The organism is Sphingomonas folli, from assembly GCF_019429525.1.
GTDB classification, from domain to species: Bacteria; Pseudomonadota; Alphaproteobacteria; order Sphingomonadales; family Sphingomonadaceae; genus Sphingomonas; species Sphingomonas folii.
On record NZ_JAHXZL010000001.1, the window covers coordinates 327307 to 346403 of the forward strand.

Consider the following 19097-nt stretch of genomic DNA (forward strand, 5'->3'; position numbering starts at 1 on the left):
CCCCGCTGGTTCACACCAGATGGATCAGCCCCCCCTGCGTGCGCGGGAGCGCGCCAGATCACGCCGCGACTGCCTCGCGCTTCGCCGCCATCGCCTCCCCCAGGTGCGCCTCCAGCTCGGCGGCGCGATACATCGCGGTATGCTCCGCCAGCACGCGCGCACGCCCGGCCGCCCCGATCGCGGCGAGGTCGTCGCGCGCCAGCATGACCTCCACGTCCTCGGGTGAGTCCGCCAGCACGATCTCGCGCCCCGGCGTCAGCAGCTCGTCGATGCCCTCCCACCGGTCCGACACGATCGGCGTGCCGCAGGCGGTCGCCTCGAACAGCCGGACGGAGGGCGACCAGCCCGCCGCGATCATGTCGGCGCGGGTGACGTTGAGCGTGGCGCGGCTCGCCGAGTAGAAATCGGGGTGGTCGGCGGGGGGCAGATGCTCGATCCGCTCGACGTTGGCGGGCCAGTCGATGTCGTCGGGATATTGCGGCCCGGCGACGACGAAGCGCATCTCCGGATGACGCCGCGCCGGCTCGAGCAGCAGCCGGTCGAGCGTCGGTTGGCGGTCGGGGCTGTAGGTGCCGAGATAGGAGAGGTCCCACCGCGTCGCCGCGCCGGTCGGACGATAGCGCTCGGCGTCGACCGAGCAGTAGAGCGCGCGCGCCGCCGGGCTGCCGTAGCGCTGCTCGATCAGCCGCAGCGTCGGGCCGCCGGTGAAGGAGCAATAGACGTCGTAGCCGGGGATCACCTCGGGCGAGACATAGTCGCACGTGCCGCCTTCGACCTTCGCGAGCGTCACCGGCGTGTCGATGTCGTAGAAGGCGGTCACGCCGGTCGCCCATTCCTGCACCAGCCGCGCGACCGCGATCCCGTCGGGCACGTAGGAGCCGACCATCACCGCGTCCGCCTCGGCGATCACCTCGCGCCAGTCGGTCAGCGCCGCGAGCGAGTCATACAGTTCAAGGCGGCAATAATCGGGCGCCGGCTCGTCGCGGTGCGACGCGTACCAGGGCATGTCGCGCTCGAGGAACAGGATCTGATGCCCGCGCGCGGCATAGGCCTGGAGTAGCGCGCGGAAGGTGGTGGCGTGGCCGTTGCCCCAGGACGAGCTGAGCGAGAGGCCCAGGACGACGAGCCTCACGCCGCCACCCGCTCGCGCGCGGCATGCGCCTTGAACAACGCGTCGACCTGGGCGCCGCGCAGGTCGTAGGTGTGCTCGGCCAGCACGCGCTCCAGCGCGGCGGCGCCGATCGCGCGCGCGCGCTCGGGGGTGAGCGCGGCGAGATGGTCGGCGACGTCCTGCCCGTCGCGCGCCACCAGCACCTCGCGGTCGGGCGCGAGGAACAGCTCGATGCCTTCCCACGCGTCGGTGATCAGGCAGGCCGCCGCGCCGGCGGCCTCGAACACGCGCGTCGCGGGCGAGAAGCCGACGTGCGCCATCGAGTCACGCGCGACGTTGAGCACCGCGCGCGGTGTGCAGTTGAAGGCGTTGTGCTCGGCGGTGAAGACATGGCCGCGGTGGCGGACGTTGGCGGGCATGGCCTTGCTGTCCCAGCCGTTGCCGCCGATCAGGAAGCGCTGCTCGGGCAGCGCCGCGGCGGGGCAGAGGAAGAACTCCTCCACGCGCGCCTCGCGATCGGGCAGGCGGTTGCCGAGGAAGGCGAGGTCGCAGGCGAAGCGCTCGTCCGGCGCGACCGGGTGGTGGGTGGTGGGATCGAGCGCGTTGTACACGGGGACGCACGCGGCCGCGCCGAAACCGCGATAGGCGTCGACCACGGGCGCACCGCCGCCATAGGTCAGCACCATGTCGATCGACGGCAGCGCGGCGCGGACCGGGTGATCGGCGTCGGCGCGCATCTCGTCGAGCGTGGCGGCGGCGTCGACGTCCCAGAAGATGCGCAGCGCACCGGGCCGCGCCGCCGCGGTGACGCCCTCGAGCAGCTCGCGGTCGAACACGCCGACGCCGTTGGCCTTGACGACGATGTCGGCGTCCGCCGCCTCGGCGACCACCGCGCGCATCGCCTCGACCGTCGCGGGGTAGACGACCGATCTGGCATAGGGCGGCGGGTCGATGTCGCGGTGCTGCTGGCGCTCGAACGCGTCGGGCTCGTAGAAGGTGATGTCGTAGCCGCGCTCGGCGAGCGCGCGCAGGATGCCGCGATAATAGGTCGCGGCGCCGTTCCAGTAGGAGGACACCAGGCTGGAACCGTAGAAAGCGATCTTCACGCGGCGGTGCTCCGGGCAGCGGAAAGGGAAGGGGCGTCGAGCGTCGCGAGGATGGCGAGCAGCTCGTCGACGCGGTGCGCGCAGGTGTGGCGCGCCAGGATCGTCTCGAGGCCAGAGCGCGCCAGCGCGGCGCGCATGTCGCCGTCGTCGCGCAGCGCGACGAGCGCGGCGGTCATCGCGGCGCGGTCGGCGGCGAACAGGAAGTCCTCGCCCGGGCGGAACAGATGCTCGGCATCGTCCCAGGGCGCCGAGACGAGCGGGATGCCGCAGGCGAGCGCCTCGAACACGCGGATCGTCGGGATGCCGGGCAGGATCGTGGTATAGTAGCGGCGCGGCACGTGCACCGTCGCCAGCGCGCGCGCGAAGATCGCGGGCGCGGCGGCGTTGGGCGCCCAGCCGTGATAGCGTGCGCCGTAGCGCGCCAGCATCGCCTTGCCCTCGTCGGGGTAGCGGACGCCGTAGATGTCGAGCGGCAGCCCGGCGTCGCGCGCGGGAGCGAGCAGGAAGTTCTCGATCTCGGCGGTGCGCTCGCCGTCGCCCCAGTTGCCGATCCACACCAGACCGGCGCGCTCGCCCTCGACCGGGAAGAAGCGGCGCGTGTCCGCCGCCTCGTGCCAGGTCCAGACGCGCTCGCCCCAGCCCCAACCACGATAGACGTGAGACAGCGCCTCGCCGAACGCGAGTACCCCGTCGTAGCCAGAGAGGTCGTAGGCGCGCATCTCCTCGGGCGCGCTGACCGCGCGGTGGTGCGTATCGTGGAACAGCAGGGTGAAGCGCGCGCCGGTTTTACGGAGCGCGCCGAGCGCCGCGACCAGGGCGTAGTCGTTCCACTCGTGGACGATCACGACGTCGGCGCCGTCGACCAGCGCGGCGGGATCCATGTCGGCGGCGTAGCGCGACGAGGACAGCTCCGGATAGGCGGTGCGATAGGCCGAGAGCGCCGCCTCGCCATGGTCGCCGACCAGATTGGCGCGGCTCCAGCTGTCCGCGGGCTCGTGGACGCGGACGTCGTGCCCGCGCGCGATCAGCTCGGAGAGGACGCCGCGCAGGAAGTGCGCGTTGCCGTGGTTCCAGCAGGAGTCGAGGCTGTGGGTGAGATAGACGATCCTCATGCCGCGACCTTGGTGCCGCCGTCGAGCAGCCGGTCGTACAGGGTCGCCATGGCGCGGCGATTGCGCTCGGGCGTGTAGGTCAGCGCGCGGCGCCGCGCGAGCGCGCCGCGCGCGACCCGCAGCGGCACGTCGCCGACCAACTGCTCGATCGCCGCGGCGAAGCCGAGTGAGTCGTGGGCGGGGACGAAGGTGGCGACGCCCTCCCACAGTTCGCGGAAGGTCGGGATGTCGGAGAGTACCAGTGGGCAGCCCGCCAGCGCCGCCTCCAGTACCGCCAGGCCGAACGGCTCGTACACCGCGGCGGACGCGAACACCGGGCGTGCCGAGAGGCAACCCGCGATCACCGCGTCGCCGACATGGCCTAACAGGTGGAGATGCTCGACGCGAACCTGCTCGCCGTGCGGGCCCGTCGTCGCCCCCGCGGCCTTGAACGGGACGCCGAGGCGCGCCGCGGCGCGGTCGAGCGTGGCGACGTTCTTGCCGCGGTCCCAGAGCCGGCCCGCGGTGAAGGCGAAGTCGTGCATCGGGCCGCCGGCGGGCGGCAGCGAACGCCCGTTGTGGATCGCCAGCGGGATCGGCGACTTGGGGTAGAGTCGGAAGACGGTCGCGGCGAGCGCGGTGCTCGGCGCCACGACGGCGCCGGCACGCGCCAGCCCGCGCGCGACCAGATCGGTCTGCCAGCGCAGCGAGGCTGGCAACGGCCCGTGGCCGGCCGCCTCCCACCAGCTCGCGACGCAGCTGTGCACCACCGCCACGACCGGCACGGCGAAGCTCGCCACGCCGAGAGCCGGCTGGTTGAGCTGGACGAGGTCGGCGCCGCGCTCGCCCGCCAGTCGCGCCACCGCCTCGGCGGCGGCGGTGACCTCGCGCGCGTCGACGGCGAGCCAGTCGAGCGGCAGGCCGGTCTCGACGAGCGTGACGCCGGCCTCGTCGGCCTCCACGCGCTGCGCGGGCGATGCCGGCGGCCCGAGCAGCGCGAGATCGACCCCCCAGCCGTCGCGCACCAGGCCGCGCGCGAGGTCGATCGCATATTGCCACACGCCGCCGACCGCGTCCGCGGTCATCAGCAACCGTCGCGTCACGCCGCGACCTCGATCCGCGCGGCGCCCGCGCCGCTCTCGTCGCGCTGTGCCCGGAGCCAGTCGGCCAGCGCCGCGACCCCGTCGCGCCAGTCGCGGCGCGCCGGCAGGTCGAGCGCGGCGATGGCGGCGCGCGCGTCGGCGACGAAATAGCGCTGGTCGCCCGCGCGCCAGTCGGACAGGCGGAGATCGACCGGGCGTCCGATCAGCGCGGCGATATGGTCGAGCAGCCGGCGCAGGCTGACCGCGTTGGCCGGCCCGCCGCCGAGATTGAAGGCGCGCCCCGCCACCTCGTCGATGCGCTGCCACGCCGCGACATAGGCCTCCACCGCGTCGCGCACGTCGAGGATGTCGCGCACCTGATGGCCGTCGCCGTAGAGCGTGATCGGCTCGCCCGCGAGCGCGCGGATCAGGAAATGCGCGACCCAGCCCTGGTCCTCGGTGCCCATCTGCCGCTGGCCGTAGATGCAGCTCATCCGGAAGACGCAGGTCTTCAGCCCGAAGCTGCGCGCGTAATCGAGGACATATTGGTCCGCCGCGCCCTTCGACACGCCGTAGGGCGTGTGGAAGTCGAGCGCGCGCGCCTCGCCGATGCCGTGCGCGCGCACGTCGGGGTCGGTAGGCACATAGGCGCGGTCCTCGAGCTGGAAGTCGAGGTCGGCGAGGTCGCCGTACACCTTGTTGGTCGAGGCGAAGATCAGCGGCACGTGCGGCGCGCGCGTGCGCAGCGCCTCCAGCAGCTGGAAGGTGGCGGTGATGTTGGTGGAGAAATCGTCGGCCGGATCGTCGAGGCTGGTGGTCACCGCCACCTGCGCCGCGAGATGGAAGACGGCGCGCGACCGCGCCACCTCCTCGGCGAGGCGCGCGGCGTCGCGCACGTCGGCACGGACGAAACGGATCCGCTGGCCGTGGCGCTCCTGCAGCCAGGCCAGGTTGCGCTCGACCCCGGCGCGCGCGAGCGCGTCGTAGACGGTGACCTCATGCCCTTCGGAGGCGAGCCGGTCGACGAGGTTGGACCCGATGAAGCCGGCCCCGCCGGTGACGAGGATCGGCGCCGTCATGCCACCAGCCCGCGCTTCTCGAGTTCGGCGCGCATCGTCGCGACCTTGTCGACCGCGGTCTGCTGCGCGACCCACTCGGCCAGTTCGGCGAGACCCTGGGTGAAGTCCTGCGTCGCGGCGAAGCCGAGCCTGTCGCGCGCCAGCGACGTGTCACAGAAACAATGTCGGATGTCGCCGATCCGCGCCTTGCCGACGATCTCGGGTGTCAGGTCGTTCTTGCCCATCGCGCGCGCCAGTTCGGTGGCGACCTCGGTGACCGAGCGGTCGTGGCCCGAGCCGATGTTGAACGTCCCGCCCACCGCCTGCGGCAGCACCAAGGCGTCGGCGAAGGCGCGCGCCACGTCGGAGACGTGGACGAAGTCGCGGCGCTGCTCGCCGTCCTCGAAGATCATCGGCTTCTGCCCGTTGAGCAGCCGCGAGGCGAAGATCGCGAGCACGCCGGTGTACGGGTTGGAGAGCGCCTGGCCCGGGCCGTAGACGTTGAACAGCCGCAGGCACACGCCCTCGATGCCGTAGGGCGCGGCCATGATGTGCGTGGTGCGCTCCTGGACGTATTTGTTGAGCGCGTAGATCGAGGCGAGGTTGGGCTGCTTCCACTCGGGGGTGGCCACCGGAGCGAGCGGGCGGCCCTGCGCGTCGACGGGCTCCCAGTTGCTGAGCCCGTCGCGCAGCCCCTTGCGCTCGGCGTCCTGGACGAGCGCGCCGTCTGCGTCGCGGTACAGCCCCTCGCCGTAGATCGACATCGACGAGGCGGTGACGACGCGGCGCACCGGCTTGTCGATGAGCTTCTCGAACAGCACCGCGGTGCCGACGTCGTTGGTGGAGGTGTAGCGCTCGACCTCGTACATCGACTGGCCGACGCCCACCTCGGCGGCGAGATGGATGACGCTGTCGACGCCGTCGAGTGCCTTGGTGACGACGTCGCCGTTGCGCACGTCGCCGCGGATCAGCTCGACGTCATCGTTGAGGAGGGGAGGGCGCTCGACGTCGCCGTGCACCTGCTCGATCAGGCTGTCGAGCACGCGCACCTTGTTGCCGCGCGCGAGCAGCTCGTCGGCGACGAAGCGCCCGATGAAGCCGGCGCCGCCGGTGATGAGAACCGTTTCCATATCCACCCTCCCGCTCGTCCGACCGATCGGGCCGCCCCGGGCCGATTGATCGGGATCAACGACAAGCGGCCACGTTGCCGCTTGGTTACAGGAAGAGGAACATCTTCTACTTAGCTTGGTTCCCTAACTTATTGCGCAGCCGGAATTTTCTCGCGATGGGCGTGAGTCGTGCTAGGGGCGCGGCATGACACGGGTCCTGCTGCTCGCCCGCCACGGCACCCACGCCGAGGTCGGCCACGTGCTCAGCGGCCGGTCGGAGATCGCGCTGAGCGAGAGGGGGCGTGAGGAGGCGGCGGCGCTCGCGCGTCATCTCGCCTCCGTCGAGCTCCGAGCGATCTACGCCAGTCCGCGCCGTCGCACCGTCGAGACCGCCGCGGCGGTGGCGGGGCCGCGCGGGATCGTGGTCGACGCCCCGGCACTCGACGAGATCGATTTCGGCGCCTTCGCCGGACGTGACTTCGCCGCACTGGCGAACGATCGCGACTGGCAGCGCTGGAACGCGGAGCGCGGCAGCGCGCGCTGCCCCGGCGGCGAGACGATGGGCGAGGCGGTGGGGCGCGCGGTCGGTTTCCTGACCCGGCTGGGCGAGGGGACGACGCTGTGCGTCACCCACTGCGATATCATCCGCGGCGTAGTGGCCCATTGGCTCGGCCTAGGGTTCGAGCGGATGTTCCAGCTCGGCTGCGATCCCGGCGCGGTGACGACGCTGGCGCTCGACGACCGCGGCGGCGCGACGCTGGTCGCGCTCAACGAGCGGCCGCGAAAGCGTCCCGTCCGCTGATCTGATCCGTGCTCCGGCGCACTCCTGCTCTCGCAGGAGCACGCCGGCGGTGCGCACCCGCTCGATCAGAGCGGCGCTGCTCGGCTCAGATCCCGACCTTGAGCGTCACCCGGACGTCGCGTCCGGCGAGCGGGGCGAAGTCCTTGAGGAAGCTCGAGTGGCGTCGCGCGAGCACGTCGAAGATGTTGTTCGCCGAGAGCAGGATGCTGGTGCGGTCGCTGGCACTCCCGAAGGGATGGAACGACAGCGACGCGTTCGTCATCGTATAATCGTCGGTGCGAGTCTCGAACGCGGCGGTGCGGTTCTGCGGGAAGACATGCTCCACCTCCACGCGGCCGCCGAGCCGCTCGCCCTGCGCTTCCAGGCCACCGAGCACGCGCGCCGGCGGGATGCGCGGCACGGGACCCTCGTCGACGATGTTGGCGCGGACATAGTCGCCGAGCACGTCCGCGTTGATCGTGTAGCCGCCCACCTGCGCCAGCCGCAGCGAGGCGTCCGCCTCGAAGCCATAATAGCGCGCGTCCTGCTGCTGATATTGGAAGCAGGGGAGGTCGACCTCGTCCGAGCGCGCGAGGCAGACCGACTGGTCGACCTGGTTCTCCGAGATATAGTTGCTGAACCAATTGTAATAGGCCGAGGCGTCGAAGCTGAAGCCGTCCCCGTGCGCGTGGAGCGTCGCTTCCAGCCCCCAGGATTTCTCGACCTTGAAGTCGGGGCTGCCGAGCTCATAGGCCTGGGTGCCGGCGTGCGGGCCGTTGGCGAACAGCTCCTCCGCCGAGGGCGCGCGCTCGGTGTGCGAGCCGTTGAGGCCGATCCGTACCTCGGGCGCGACCTCGTAGGACGCGCCGAGCGACCCCGACAGCGCGCCGAAGGAGCGCGTGCCGTTGAAGAAGCGCGTGTCGACGCCGGGAGCGCGCGCGGCGAGATCGGTGGTCTCGTAGCGGAGCCCGCCCTCGGCGCGGAAGCCGCCGAGCGAGACCTGCTGCAGCGTGAACAGGCCGACCTGGTTGGTCTCGTTGCGCGGCAGGAAGGCCTCATCCCCGACGACGTCGAACTGGCGGTTGAAGAACTGCACGCCGCTGGCGCCCTGCCAGCCGCCGCGATTGGCCTGCACCAGCTCGAGCCGGCCCTCCAGCCCGTTGTTGTAGAAAGCGGTGCCGACGCTGCCGTCCGCCTCCAGCTCGAAGTGGCGGTAGGTGGCGTGGCCGACGCGGACGCGGATGCGATCGAGGAAGCCCCCGCCGGTCTGCACCTCGCCGCGCAGGTCGACTCGGTTCTGCACGACGCTCAGGCGCGGCGCCTCCTGCTCCTGCCCGACCTCGGTGGCGTAGCGGATCGGCACCCCGTAGAGGCTGTCATAGTGGCTGTACGACACGCCGAGATTGCCCGTGTCGGTGATGATCGACGCGCCGACGCCCGCGGTCCAGGTCTCCGCCGCGGAGTTGGGCAGGCGGTCGCGCAGCGCGGCCGAGGCGGCGAAGTCGATCGGCTCGTCGCCGTCCTGCGGCAGGCCGACCTGGCTCAGCGCGGCGGCGCGCGCCTGCGGCGACAGCAGATAGCCGCGCCCGGTGCGCAGGTCGTTGCTCTTCAGGTACGAGCCGTCGACGTGCAGGACGAGGGGCCCGGCGACCTGCGCGTCCGCCGCGGCGCCGACCGAGCGCTCGTCGGCGGCGCTGCCGTAGCTGCCGATCGCGTCGGCGCGGTAGCCGTTCTCCGGGATGACGCGCGGGATGCGGCGGTCGACCACGTTGACCACGCCGCCGATCGCCGACGAGCCGTAGAGCAGCGCCGACGGGCCGCGGAGCACCTCGACCCGCTCGGCCAGCAGCGGGTCGATCACCACCGCATGGTCGACCGAGGTGTTGGAGACGTCGATCGAGCCGATGCCGTCGGTCAGCACGCGGATGCGGTCGCCCTGGAAGCCGCGCAGGATCGGGCGCGACGCGCTCGGCCCGAACGAGGTGGCGGAGACACCGGGGAGGCGCGCCAGCGTCTCGCCGATCGTCGGGCGAAGCTCGCGGGTCAGCTCGGCGCCGCTGAGCACCGAGGTGCCCTGGAGCACGTCGGACTCGCTCTGGCGGATCGGCGCGGTGACGATCACGTCGTCGGAGCGGTGCGGGTCGCGCTGGCGGAGGGTGCCGGCGCCGCCGCCCTGGTCCGTCTCGGACGGCGCGACGGGGGCGGGGCTGGTCTGGGCGAGGGCGGGAGAGGCGAGCGGCGCGAGCGCGACGGCGGCGAGGAGGATCTTCTTCATGGACGACTCCGACTGGAGCCGTCCCTCTAGCGCAATGTTACAACATATCAAGACCGGCATCGCGGTCGTGTTCGTCGCGTTCCACCGCGTCGAGTATCTTGCCGCCGGCGATGAAGACGACTCCGGTACAGGCGGCGAACATCAGCCAGCCGCTCGCGCCCGGCATGCGGTGGACATAGCCGAAGCCGCGCTCCACCGCCCCCGTCGCGAGCGCGTAGATCACGAGAAAGGCCTCGAACTTGGTCTTCACCGCGAACAGCCGCTTGAACCGACGCCACGGGCCGGGGCGGGCGGGCGAGCTCTGGGCGAGTGGCGGTCTGCGGCGGATCACGCGCGGCTCATAACGGTGGAGTGTCAATCAAGCGGAAATACGGGCGCATGCGCCGCCTGCCCATACCGGTGATCGTGCCCCGGCCGTCGTCGGGGGACGGGCGAGGAGCGTATCGCGCGAGCCCGACCTCACGCCAGCTCCTCCAGCCGCATCACCTCCAGCAACGCGCGCCGTGCCGTCTCGATCTGCGCGATCAGCCGGGGGTCGCCGATCGCGTTGGGAGAGATCGCCTCGGGCCAGTGGCGCTCGATCACTTCTGCGATCGCGTCGAGCCGGCCCGGGTCGACGAGGAAGCGCGGATCGACCGTCGCCGGGTCGCACAATACGCGCAGCCGCAGGCACGCCGGCCCGCCGCCGTTCGCCATCGACTCGCGCACATCGACCACCTCGACCCGACGGATCGCCCCGTTGCCCGCCAGATGGCGCTGCACCCAGCCCCAGACCCGCGGGTTGGCGCGCGCCTCCTCGGGGACGATCAGCGTGGTCGCGCCGTCGGGCGCCGTGACCAGCTGCGCGTTGAAGAGATAGGAGCCGATCGCGTCCTCCAGCATCACCTCGGCGGCGGGTACCTCGACCAGCTCCACCTCGGGCAGCAGCGCGGCGAGCGCCGCCTGCACGCCGGCGCGGTCGGCGAAGGCCTGCTCGTGCGCCAGCAGGACGCGCTCGTTCGCCACCGCGACCACGTCGTTGTGGAAAGCGCCCGCCGCGATGGCCGCCTCGGCCTGCTCGACGAACAGCGTCCGCGCTGGGTCGAGCCGATGCGCGCGCGCCACCGCGCGGCTCGCCTCGAGGTGCTGGCGCGCGGGGAAGGGACCGCCCGCGGCGCCGTAGACGAACAGCTCGACGCCGGGCGCGCCGTGCTCGGCGGACAGCCGCATGTGGTTGGCCGCGCCCTCGTCCCCGAACGGCGCGGGGATCGGCGCGTGCACCGCGAAGGCGGGGTGCGCGAAGGCGAGGCGCAGCTGCGTCAAGGTCGCGCGCCACTCGTGGCTGCGATGCGGCATCGTCACCAGGTTGGCGACGGTGAGATGGCAGCGGCCGTCGGCGGTGTCGGGCGCGGGCGAGACCGTGGCGGCATTGGCCGCCCACATCGCCGAGGCGGACAGAGCGCGCGCGCGCAGGAACGGCGCCGCCGCGGCGTAATCGGTGTGGAGCGCGGCGAGCCAATCATGGTCGGGTCGCGGGTGCGGCAGCAGCACGCCCTGCACCAGCCCGAGCGCGAGATTGGCGCGCATCTTCGCCACCCCCTGCAGCGCCGCGGCGCGGGGATGCGCCACCGCGCCCGCGTTCAGGGTCGCGGCGAGGTTGCCGGGGCTGAGCCCGGCGTAATTGTGGCTCGGACCGACGATGCCGTCGAAGTTGATCTCGCGCAGCATCGTCATACCCGCGCGATCCAGCTCACCGTCGCGCCCGGCTCGAGCCCCAGCCCCGCGGCGCAGGCCCGGTCGAGCGTCACCCCGCCGTCGACCTCGCGCACCGCGCCATAGGCGCAGCGGAACGCGCCCAGCCGCCCGGTAGCGACCAGCGCCTCGACACCGCCGCCGTCCGCCACCTCGACCAGCGCCGCGTCGCGCGCGTCGCGCACGGTGCGGATATGGTCGGTGCGTGCGGTCATGGTCGGGCCACCGTCGAAGATGTCGACGTAATTCTCGAAGGCGAAGCCCTCATGCTCGAGCATCCGCATCGCCGCGCGCCCCGAGGGATGCGGCAGGCCGATCGCGGCGCGCGCGCCGTCGGTCAGCATCGCGGTGTAGATCGGGTGTTTGGGCATCAGGTCGGCGATGAACTGGTGGCCGTTGATCGCGTTGAACTCGTCCGCCTGCTGGAAGCTCATGCCGAAGAAGCGCCCCGCCAGTCCGTCCCAGAAGGGCGAGCCGCCGGCCTCGTCGATCACGCCGCGCAGCTCGGCCAGGGTCCGCTCGGCGAAGCGTTGGCGGTGTGCGCGGATGAAGAGATAGCGGCTGCGCGCGAGCAGCAGCCCCAGCCCGCCGGCGCGCTCGCCGGGGTGGAGGAACAGCCCGCCCACCTCGCTGGCGCCCTCCAGGTCGGTGGTGAGCGTCAGCATCTCGGCGCGGAAGGTGCGCTCCAGCTCGCGGCTGTGCTGGGTCAGCGTGCCGATGCGATAGCTGTAGAAGGGGTGTTTCTGCCCCACATGCGTGATCAGCTGGCAGGTGCCGCGCACCTCGCCGGTGGCGCTGTTCTCGAGCATCAGGACGAACAGCTCGTCGCGCAACGTGGCGTCGTCGCGGCCGAACGCCTCGGCGCAGCGGCTCAGCTTGGCACCGAGCGCGGTGCGGTCGGGCGGCAGGTTGGTGAAGCCGCCGCCGGTCAGCTTCGCCATCTCGTACAGGTGCGGCAGGTCGCCCTCCCGCGCGGCGCGGATGACGAAGCTCATGCCAGCGCTCCCGCCGCGATCCGCAGCATCGTCACCGCGGAGAGGGCCGCGCGTTCCGCCAGGCTGTCGACGATCAGATATTCCTCCGCCGAGTGGATCGCGCCGCCGCGCGCGCCCATCGTGTCGACCACGGGCACGCCGCAGGCCGCGATGTTGTTGCCGTCGCACACGCCGCCGGTGTCGCGCCAAGCGATCGCCTGGCCGAGGTCGGCGCCGCTCGCGCGGACCAGCGCGAACAGCCGCGCCGCGCCCTCGTCGATCGGCTTGGGCGGCCGATTGAAGCCGCCGTGGACGGTCACGCTCACCTCATGCACCGCCGCCACCTCGGCCGCGGCCTGCTCGACCAGGGCACGGGCCCGCGCGATCTCGCCCGCGTCGGCGGGACGGAAGTTGACGCGCAGCACCGCGAGATCGGGGACGACGTTGCTGGGGCCGCCGCCGTCGATCCGCGCCGGGTTCACCGCGAGCGTCGGCGAGCGCTCGGCGTGGAGCCGCAGCGCCAGCGCGCTCGCGGCCACCACGGCGTTGCGCCCGTCGGCGGGGTTGCGCCCGGCATGTGCGGCGCGCCCGCGCACCACGATCGAGAAATTGCCCGTGCCGCCGCGCGCGCCCGCCAGCGTGCCGTCGGGCAGCGCGGGCTCATAGGTGAGCGCCGCGACCTTGCCGCGCGCTGCCTCCACGAGCAGCGCGGCGGAGGAGAAGGAGCCGGTCTCCTCGTCCGAGTTGATCACGACGTCATACCCGAAGGTCGCGCCCTCAGCCTCGACCGCGAGCAGCGCCTCGAGCATCAGCGCGAGGCCGCCCTTCATGTCGGCGACGCCGGGGCCGTTGAGCACGCCCGGCTCGCGCCACACCAGCGCCTGGAACGGGTGGTCGGCGGGATAGACCGTGTCGAGGTGGCCGGTGAGCAGCAGCCGCGGCGACGCCTCGGGCCGCACCGTCAAACGCAGGTGGCGGCCGTGCGCCAGCGCGGCGACGTCGCCGTCGGCACCGACGCTCTCCGCCGCGCCCGGCTCGATCAGCGCGAGCTCGCCGGGCAGCGCGGCGAAGGCGTCGGCGAGCTCGCCCGCCATCGCGGCGCAACCCGCGAGGTTGCGCGTGCCGCTGTTGATCGCGGCCCAGCGCTCGACCCGCGCGAGCATCCGCGCCGCGTCGAGCCGCTCGACCGCGCCCCGTTCCCCTCTCGTGAGTTCCCCCATGACGGACAGCCTAGCGGGGTCGGCGGCGCGTTGCCAGTCGGGCGTCAGGCGGGCAGGTCGAGGTGCGCGGCGAAGACCTGGAGCACGTCGCTGTAAAGCTGCCGCTTGAATGGCACGATCAGCGAGGGCAGGTCGGCCGGCTCGGCCCAGCGCCAGGCGCGGAACTCGGGGTGGGGCGTGTCGATGCGGATATCCGAGTCGTTGCCGTCGAAGCGGAACAGGAACCAGCGCTGGCGCTGGCCGCGATACTTGCCCTTCCACACCTTGCCGATCATCTCGGGCGGCAGGTCGTAGTAGAGTTCCTCCGGCGCCTCGGCGATCAGCGTCACCTTGTCCGCGGTGACGCCGGTCTCCTCCCAGAGCTCGCGCGTGGCGGCGGCGCGTGCCTCCTCGCCCGGGTCGATACCGCCCTGGGGCATCTGCCACGCTTCCAACACGTTATCGATCCGCTGCCCGACGAAGACGTGGCCGTCGCGGTTGAGCAGCATGACGCCCGCGCAGGGACGATAGGGGAGATCGGTGGGATCGGTCATGGCGCGTGCCTTAGCGCGGTGACGGGTCGGGGTGAAGCGACGGTCGCCGACGCGCGGTTCAATGCGCCGCGCCGTCCCCGCGATGGAAGAGGTGGAGCAGCCCCGCGATCGCGCCGCCCACCGCCAGCCCGACCACGCCCGACAGCGTCGCGGTGAGCAGCCAGCCGAGCACCGCGCCCAGCGCCGGCACGCCGTGCTCGACGCGCTCGGCGAGATGGTGGACGAGGTGCTGCGGCGCGCGCCATCCCAGCGTCTCCGCGCCGTGCAGCAGGATGCCCCCGCCGACCCACAGCATCGCCGCGGTGCCGATCACCGCGAGCCAGCGCATCAGCACCGGCACGCCCTTGACCAGCCCGCGCCCGATCGCGCGCAGCGGCGACGACGCGCTCTTGGCGAGGTGCAGCCCGACGTCGTCGGCCTTCACGATCAGCGCCACCACGCCGTACACGCCCGCGGTGATCGCCACCGCCACCAGCGCCAGCGTGATGGCCTGGGTCAGCAGCGGCGTGTCGGACACCTCACCGAGCGCGATCGCCATGATCTCGGCGGAGAGGATGAAGTCGGTGCGGATCGCGCCCGAGACCTTCTGGCGCTCGAGCTCGGCCGGGTCGGTCGCGGCGTCGGCACCGTCGTCGCGGTGCTGGCCCGAGAGCGCCTCGATGACCTTCTCGGCACCCTCGAAGCAGAGATAGCCGCCTCCCAGCATCAGCAACGGGGTGATCGCCCACGGCGCCCAGGCGCTCAGCCCGATCGCGATCGGCAGCAGGAAGACGATCTTGTTGCGCAGCGAGCCCAGCGCGATCTTGCCGATGATCGGCAGCTCGCGCTGCGGCGACAGGCCGGTGACGTAGCGCGGCGTCACCGCGGTGTCGTCGATCACCACCCCCGCCGCCTTGGTCCCCGCCTTGGCCGCCGCGGCGCCGACGTCGTCGAGCGAGGCGGCGGCGAGGCGGGTCAGACCCGCGACGTCGTCGAGCAGCGCGACCAATCCGCTGGGCATCGTCTATCTCCCTGTTCGTGCGCGCTGATGCCCGGCGCGCCCGGGGCTGTCGAGGGGTGGCGGGTGCTCAGCCGTCGGCCAGGCCAATGCCGATCGAGGCGCGCGCCGCCTCGGCCTCGTTCGACACCACCGGATAGGCGCAATAGTCGGCGGCATAATAGGCGCTCGGCCGATGGTTGCCCGACCAGCCGATGCCACCGAACGGTGCCGAGGAGGAGGCACCGTTGGTGGGCCGGTTCCAGTTGACGATCCCCGCGCGCGCGCCCGCCCAGAAGCGATCGAACAGCGCGGGCGTCTGGCTGATCAGCGACGCGGAGAGGCCGTAGCGGGTGGCGTTGGCCTCGGCGATCGCGGCGTCGAAATCGTCGACGCGCACGACCTGGAGCAGCGGGCCGAACAGCTCCATGTCGGGGCGCTCGGCGACGTCGGTGACGTCGATGATGCCGGGGGTGAGGAACGGTCGCGCGGGGTCGGGGCGCGCCATGTGGCGGACCGGGCGGCCGCCCTTCATCATCAGCGCGAGGAAGCTCTCGCTCAGCCCGTCCGCGGTCTCATTGTCGATCACCGGCCCCATGAAGGGCTGGGGCTCGTCGTGCGGCGCGCCGACGATCAGCCGGTTGGTCAGCTTGGTCAGCTCGCCCAGCAGCGCGTCGGCCAGCGTGTCCTGCACGATCAGCCGCCGCGCGGCGGTGCAGCGCTGCCCCGCGGTGGTGAAGGCCGATTGCGCCACCAGTACCGCGGCGGTGTGGAGGTCGGGCGTGTCCCAAACCAGGATCGGGTTGTTGCCGCCCATCTCGAGCGCGAGGATCTTCTCGGGCTTCTCGGCGAAGGCGCGGTTGAGCGCGATGCCGGTACGCGCCGAGCCGGTGAACAGCAGCCCGTCGATGTCGGGGTGAGCGGCGAGCGCGCGGCCCTCCGCCGGCCCGCCGACGACGACGCGCACCGTCTCCTCGGGCACGCCCGCGGCGTGGAGACACTCGACCAGGAACAGCCCGGTCGCGGGGGTCTTCTCCGACGGCTTGAACACCACCGCGTTGCCCGCGATTAGCGCCGGGACGATATGGCCGTTGGGCAGGTGCGCCGGGAAATTGTACGGCCCCAGTACCGCGAGCACGCCGTGCGGCTTGTGGCGTAGCGCCATGCGGCTGTTCATCGGCGCGTCCATCCGCCGCTGCGCGGTGCGCTCGGCATAGGCGGTGACCGAGATGTCGACCTTGGCGACGACAGTGTCGACCTCGGTGCGCGCCTCCCACAAGGGCTTGCCGGTCTCGCGCGCGATCACCTCGGTGAAGGCGTCGGCGCGCTGACGCACCACGTTGGCGAAGCGGCGCAGCGTCTCGACGCGGAAGGACAGCGAGCGTGCCGCCCAGGGCACGAAGCCGTCGCGCGCCGCGGCGACCTCCCGATCGACGTCGCTCGTCGGGCCGCGCCAGAGCTCGGCGCCGGTGGCGGGCTCGTACGAGATGTGTTCTGCCATGCCGTCCTCTTCGCGTACTTTGGGTAGGTTGCCAATCGGGTGCGGGGGAAAGGGGGCGTTCGGTCTTTCACTCCTACCGGCGTCATCCTGAAGTCGTTTCAGGATCTACGGCGCCGCAGGAGCCGAGCCCTTCGATCGCGCGGGCCAGTGGATCCTGGAACAGCTTCAGGATGACGCTAGAAGCGGGGGTAGGATCACCCAACTCCGTTGTGCTTCTGCGCACGCGGGAGCCCAGCCCGACGAAGCGCGGTGCATGGGGCCTTCACGCCAGCGCCTCAGCCATCTGCCGGATTGCCGTCAGTTTCGCCTCGAACGCGGTCCAGTCGTCGCGCTCGGCGATCGGTGCCCAGATCGCCTCGACCTCGTCGATCAGCATCGCGCACGGCTCGCCCTGCCAATAAGCGTGGTCGCGCGTCCTGCGCGGCGCGTGGTCCGCCAGCGCGGCGCGGACCGCGTCCCACTCGGCGCCGTAGCTCGGCGGCAGGTCCTGCGCGAAGACGTCGAAGAAGAAGCGATCGAGCCCGGCCCCGCTCGCCCGCAGCGCGCGCTCCACCTCCTGCACCAGCGCGCGGTCGCTCTCGTCATGCCGCGTGACCCGCCCCATCCGCCACAGCAGCGCCTCCGCCACCGCCGGCTGGTACGCCTCGGCGAAGCGGTCGAGCGCCGCGACCAGGGGGTCGCTCTCCGCGATCAGCCGCAGCGACGAGGCGAGCTGCATCGCGTCCCACAGGATCGCCTCGGGCTGGCGGCCGAAGGCGTACAGCCCGGCATGGTCGAAATAGGCCGCGGTGAACCCCGGGTCCCAGGTCGGCGCGAACCGCCACGGACCATAATCGAAGCTATCGCCGGTGACGTTGATGTTGTCCGAGTTGAGCACGCCGTGGACGAAGCCCGCCGCCATATAGCGTGCCGCCAGCACCGCGGTACGCGCCACCACCAGCTCGAGCAGCCGAACCGGGTCCTCGCCCTCCTCGCCGTACAGCTCCGCGAGCACGTAGCGCACCAGCCGCCGCATCGCCTCCTCCTCGCGGTGGTACGCCAGCCGCTGAAAGGTGCCGATGCGGATATGGCCGTGGCTCAGCCGCACCAGCACCGCGGCGCGCGTCGGCGAGGGCTCGTCGTTGCGTTCCAGCGCCTCGCCCGTCTCGATCAGCGAGAGACTGCGCGAGGTGGGCACGCCGAGCGCCTCGAGCATCTCGCTCGCCAGCACCTCGCGCACCCCGCCCTTGAGCGTGAGCCGACCGTCGCCGAAGCGGCTCCACGGCGTCTGCCCCGACCCCTTGGTGCCGAGGTCGAGCAGCCGCCCCGCGCGGTCGCGCAGCTGCGCGAAGGTGAAGCCGCGGCCGTCGCCGAGGTCGGGGTTGTACGAACGGAACTGGTGTCCGTGATACCGCAGCGCCAGCGGCTCCTCCAGGCTGCCCGGCAGCGGCACGAAGCGGCCGAGATGCGCGACCCACTCGGCGTCGTCGAGCCGCTCCAACCCGATCTCGGCCGCTACGCGATCGTTGCGGAACCGGGGCCGGGTCTCGGGGAAGTCGGCGGCACGGACGGGGTCGTAGAAGGGCTCGCCGAGCGACAGGATCCGGCGCTCGGGGCGATATGCTTGCGGGTCGAAGGGCATGCGTGGATATGGGGGGCGCTCGAGCGGGGAAGCAAGCATGGCGGGATTTCGCGACGTCTACTGGTGGTCCGCCGACGGGCTGCGGCTGCACGCGCGCGACTATCCCGGCCCCGAGGGCGACACCGCCCCGCCGCTGCTGTGCCTGCCCGGCCTGACCCGCAACGTCCGCGACTTCGAGCCGCTGGTCGCCGCGCTGGACGGGCGGCGGCGCGTGCTCGCGGTCGAGTTCCGCGGCCGCGGCGAGAGCGGCTATGCCAAGGACCCGATGACCTATGTCCCGCTGACCTACGCGCAGGACGTGGTCGCGCTGCTCGCCGACCAGCAGCTGGACCGCGTGGTCGCGATCGGCACCTCGCTCGGCGGGATCGTCACGATGCTGCTCGCGGGCATGCTGCCGGGGCGGATCGCGGGCGCGCTGCTCAACGATATCGGCCCCGCGATCGAGCCCGGCGGCCTGGCGCGGATTCGCGGCTATGTCGGCAAGCCCAGCGTCTATCCCACCTGGCTCCACGCCGCGCGCGGGCTACAGGAGACCAATGCCGACGCCTATCCGGGCTGGCGGATCGAGCAGTGGCTGGCGATGGCCAAGCGGCTCTACCGGCTCAACAGCGCCGGGCGGATCGTGCTCGACTATGACCTCAAGGTGGCCGAGCCGTTCCGCCTGCCCGGCGGCGAGGCGGGGCCCGACCTGTGGCGCGCTCATGCCGCGCTCGGCGGCGTGCCGGTGGTGGTGGCACGCGGCGAGCGCAGCGACATCCTGAGCGACGCCACCGCGCGGCGCATGGCCGAGGCGCTGCCGCGCACCGAGCTGGTGACGGTGCCGGGCGTCGGCCACGCGCCGCTGCTCGACGAGCTCGCGCTGCTGCCCGCGATCGACCGGCTGCTCGCCGCGACCGCGGAACCCGCGCGCTAGCGGATCGTCTCGCTC

17 protein-coding genes are annotated in these 19097 nt (G+C 72.1%); 2 read left to right on the forward strand and 15 right to left on the reverse strand.

Annotated elements, in window-relative coordinates; all coding sequences use genetic code 11:
• Window positions 1-58: 58 nt before the first annotated feature.
• Genes KZ813_RS01465 through KZ813_RS01490 form a run of 6 tightly spaced genes read right to left on the reverse strand, consistent with a single transcriptional unit; the run spans window position 59 to window position 6578 of the window.
• Entirely contained in the window at window positions 59-1132 is a 1074-nt protein-coding gene (locus KZ813_RS01465; RefSeq protein WP_219753193.1) for a CgeB family protein, read from the reverse strand.
• Window positions 1129-2217 (reverse strand): CgeB family protein, encoded by a 1089-nt coding sequence (locus tag KZ813_RS01470; protein ID WP_219753194.1) that lies wholly within the window; start codon window positions 2215-2217, stop codon window positions 1129-1131. Before KZ813_RS01470 ends, KZ813_RS01465 begins: the two co-directional genes overlap by 4 nt.
• Complete coding sequence (locus tag KZ813_RS01475) at window positions 2214-3329, reverse strand: CgeB family protein (RefSeq protein ID WP_219753195.1); 1116 nt, start codon at window positions 3327-3329, stop codon at window positions 2214-2216. The genes KZ813_RS01470 and KZ813_RS01475 overlap by 4 nt, the downstream gene beginning before the upstream one ends.
• Entirely contained in the window at window positions 3326-4393 is a 1068-nt protein-coding gene (locus KZ813_RS01480; protein ID WP_219753196.1) for a glycosyltransferase family 4 protein, read from the reverse strand. The genes KZ813_RS01475 and KZ813_RS01480 overlap by 4 nt, the downstream gene beginning before the upstream one ends.
• 14 nt (window positions 4394-4407) lie before the next feature.
• Window positions 4408-5469 carry an SDR family NAD(P)-dependent oxidoreductase gene (locus KZ813_RS01485; protein WP_219753197.1) on the reverse strand — a complete coding sequence of 354 codons (1062 nt, stop codon included), beginning with the start codon at window positions 5467-5469 and terminating at the stop codon, window positions 4408-4410.
• A complete protein-coding gene (locus KZ813_RS01490) occupies window positions 5466-6578 on the reverse strand; it encodes an NAD-dependent epimerase/dehydratase family protein (RefSeq protein WP_219753198.1) in 1113 nt (370 codons plus the stop codon). Before KZ813_RS01490 ends, KZ813_RS01485 begins: the two co-directional genes overlap by 4 nt.
• Window positions 6579-6762: 184 nt before the next feature.
• Between KZ813_RS01490 and KZ813_RS01495 the strand changes: the two genes are divergently transcribed.
• The gene (locus tag KZ813_RS01495) at window positions 6763-7359 is read left to right on the forward strand and encodes a histidine phosphatase family protein (RefSeq protein WP_219753199.1); all 597 of its coding nucleotides are present in this window, start codon (window positions 6763-6765) and stop codon (window positions 7357-7359) included.
• A gap of 85 nt (window positions 7360-7444) precedes the next feature.
• Here the strand turns inward: KZ813_RS01495 and KZ813_RS01500 are convergent, their stop codons facing one another.
• The 9 genes from KZ813_RS01500 to KZ813_RS01540 all read right to left on the reverse strand — a co-directional run bounded on the left by KZ813_RS01500 (window position 7445) and on the right by KZ813_RS01540 (window position 18169).
• A complete protein-coding gene (locus tag KZ813_RS01500) occupies window positions 7445-9613 on the reverse strand; it encodes a TonB-dependent receptor (protein ID WP_219753200.1) in 2169 nt (722 codons plus the stop codon).
• 37 nt (window positions 9614-9650) lie between these two features.
• The gene (locus KZ813_RS01505; RefSeq protein WP_219753401.1) at window positions 9651-9872 is read right to left on the reverse strand and encodes a hypothetical protein; all 222 of its coding nucleotides are present in this window, start codon (window positions 9870-9872) and stop codon (window positions 9651-9653) included.
• A 200-nt stretch (window positions 9873-10072) separates the two neighbouring features.
• Window positions 10073-11320: an N-succinylarginine dihydrolase gene (locus KZ813_RS01510; protein ID WP_219753402.1), complete on the reverse strand. Its 1248-nt coding sequence runs from the start codon at window positions 11318-11320 to the stop codon at window positions 10073-10075.
• Between the two features lie 2 nt (window positions 11321-11322).
• The gene (astA, locus tag KZ813_RS01515; RefSeq protein WP_219753201.1) at window positions 11323-12339 is read right to left on the reverse strand and encodes an arginine N-succinyltransferase; all 1017 of its coding nucleotides are present in this window, start codon (window positions 12337-12339) and stop codon (window positions 11323-11325) included.
• On the reverse strand, window positions 12336-13538 hold the full coding sequence (locus KZ813_RS01520) for a hydrolase (protein WP_219753202.1): 1203 nt from the start codon (window positions 13536-13538) through the stop codon (window positions 12336-12338). The genes astA and KZ813_RS01520 overlap by 4 nt, the downstream gene beginning before the upstream one ends.
• A gap of 44 nt (window positions 13539-13582) precedes the next feature.
• Entirely contained in the window at window positions 13583-14071 is a 489-nt protein-coding gene (locus tag KZ813_RS01525) for an RNA pyrophosphohydrolase (protein WP_219753203.1), read from the reverse strand.
• A 58-nt stretch (window positions 14072-14129) separates the two neighbouring features.
• Window positions 14130-15071: a DUF808 domain-containing protein gene (locus KZ813_RS01530; protein ID WP_219753204.1), complete on the reverse strand. Its 942-nt coding sequence runs from the start codon at window positions 15069-15071 to the stop codon at window positions 14130-14132.
• A gap of 67 nt (window positions 15072-15138) precedes the next feature.
• On the reverse strand, window positions 15139-16548 hold the full coding sequence (astD, locus tag KZ813_RS01535) for a succinylglutamate-semialdehyde dehydrogenase (protein WP_219753205.1): 1410 nt from the start codon (window positions 16546-16548) through the stop codon (window positions 15139-15141).
• A 262-nt stretch (window positions 16549-16810) separates the two neighbouring features.
• Complete coding sequence (locus KZ813_RS01540) at window positions 16811-18169, reverse strand: protein adenylyltransferase SelO family protein (protein WP_219753206.1); 1359 nt, start codon at window positions 18167-18169, stop codon at window positions 16811-16813.
• A gap of 37 nt (window positions 18170-18206) precedes the next feature.
• Between KZ813_RS01540 and KZ813_RS01545 the strand changes: the two genes are divergently transcribed.
• Window positions 18207-19082, forward strand: coding sequence for an alpha/beta fold hydrolase (locus KZ813_RS01545; protein ID WP_219753207.1), 876 nt, complete (start codon window positions 18207-18209; stop codon window positions 19080-19082).
• Window positions 19083-19097: the final 15 nt, after the last annotated feature.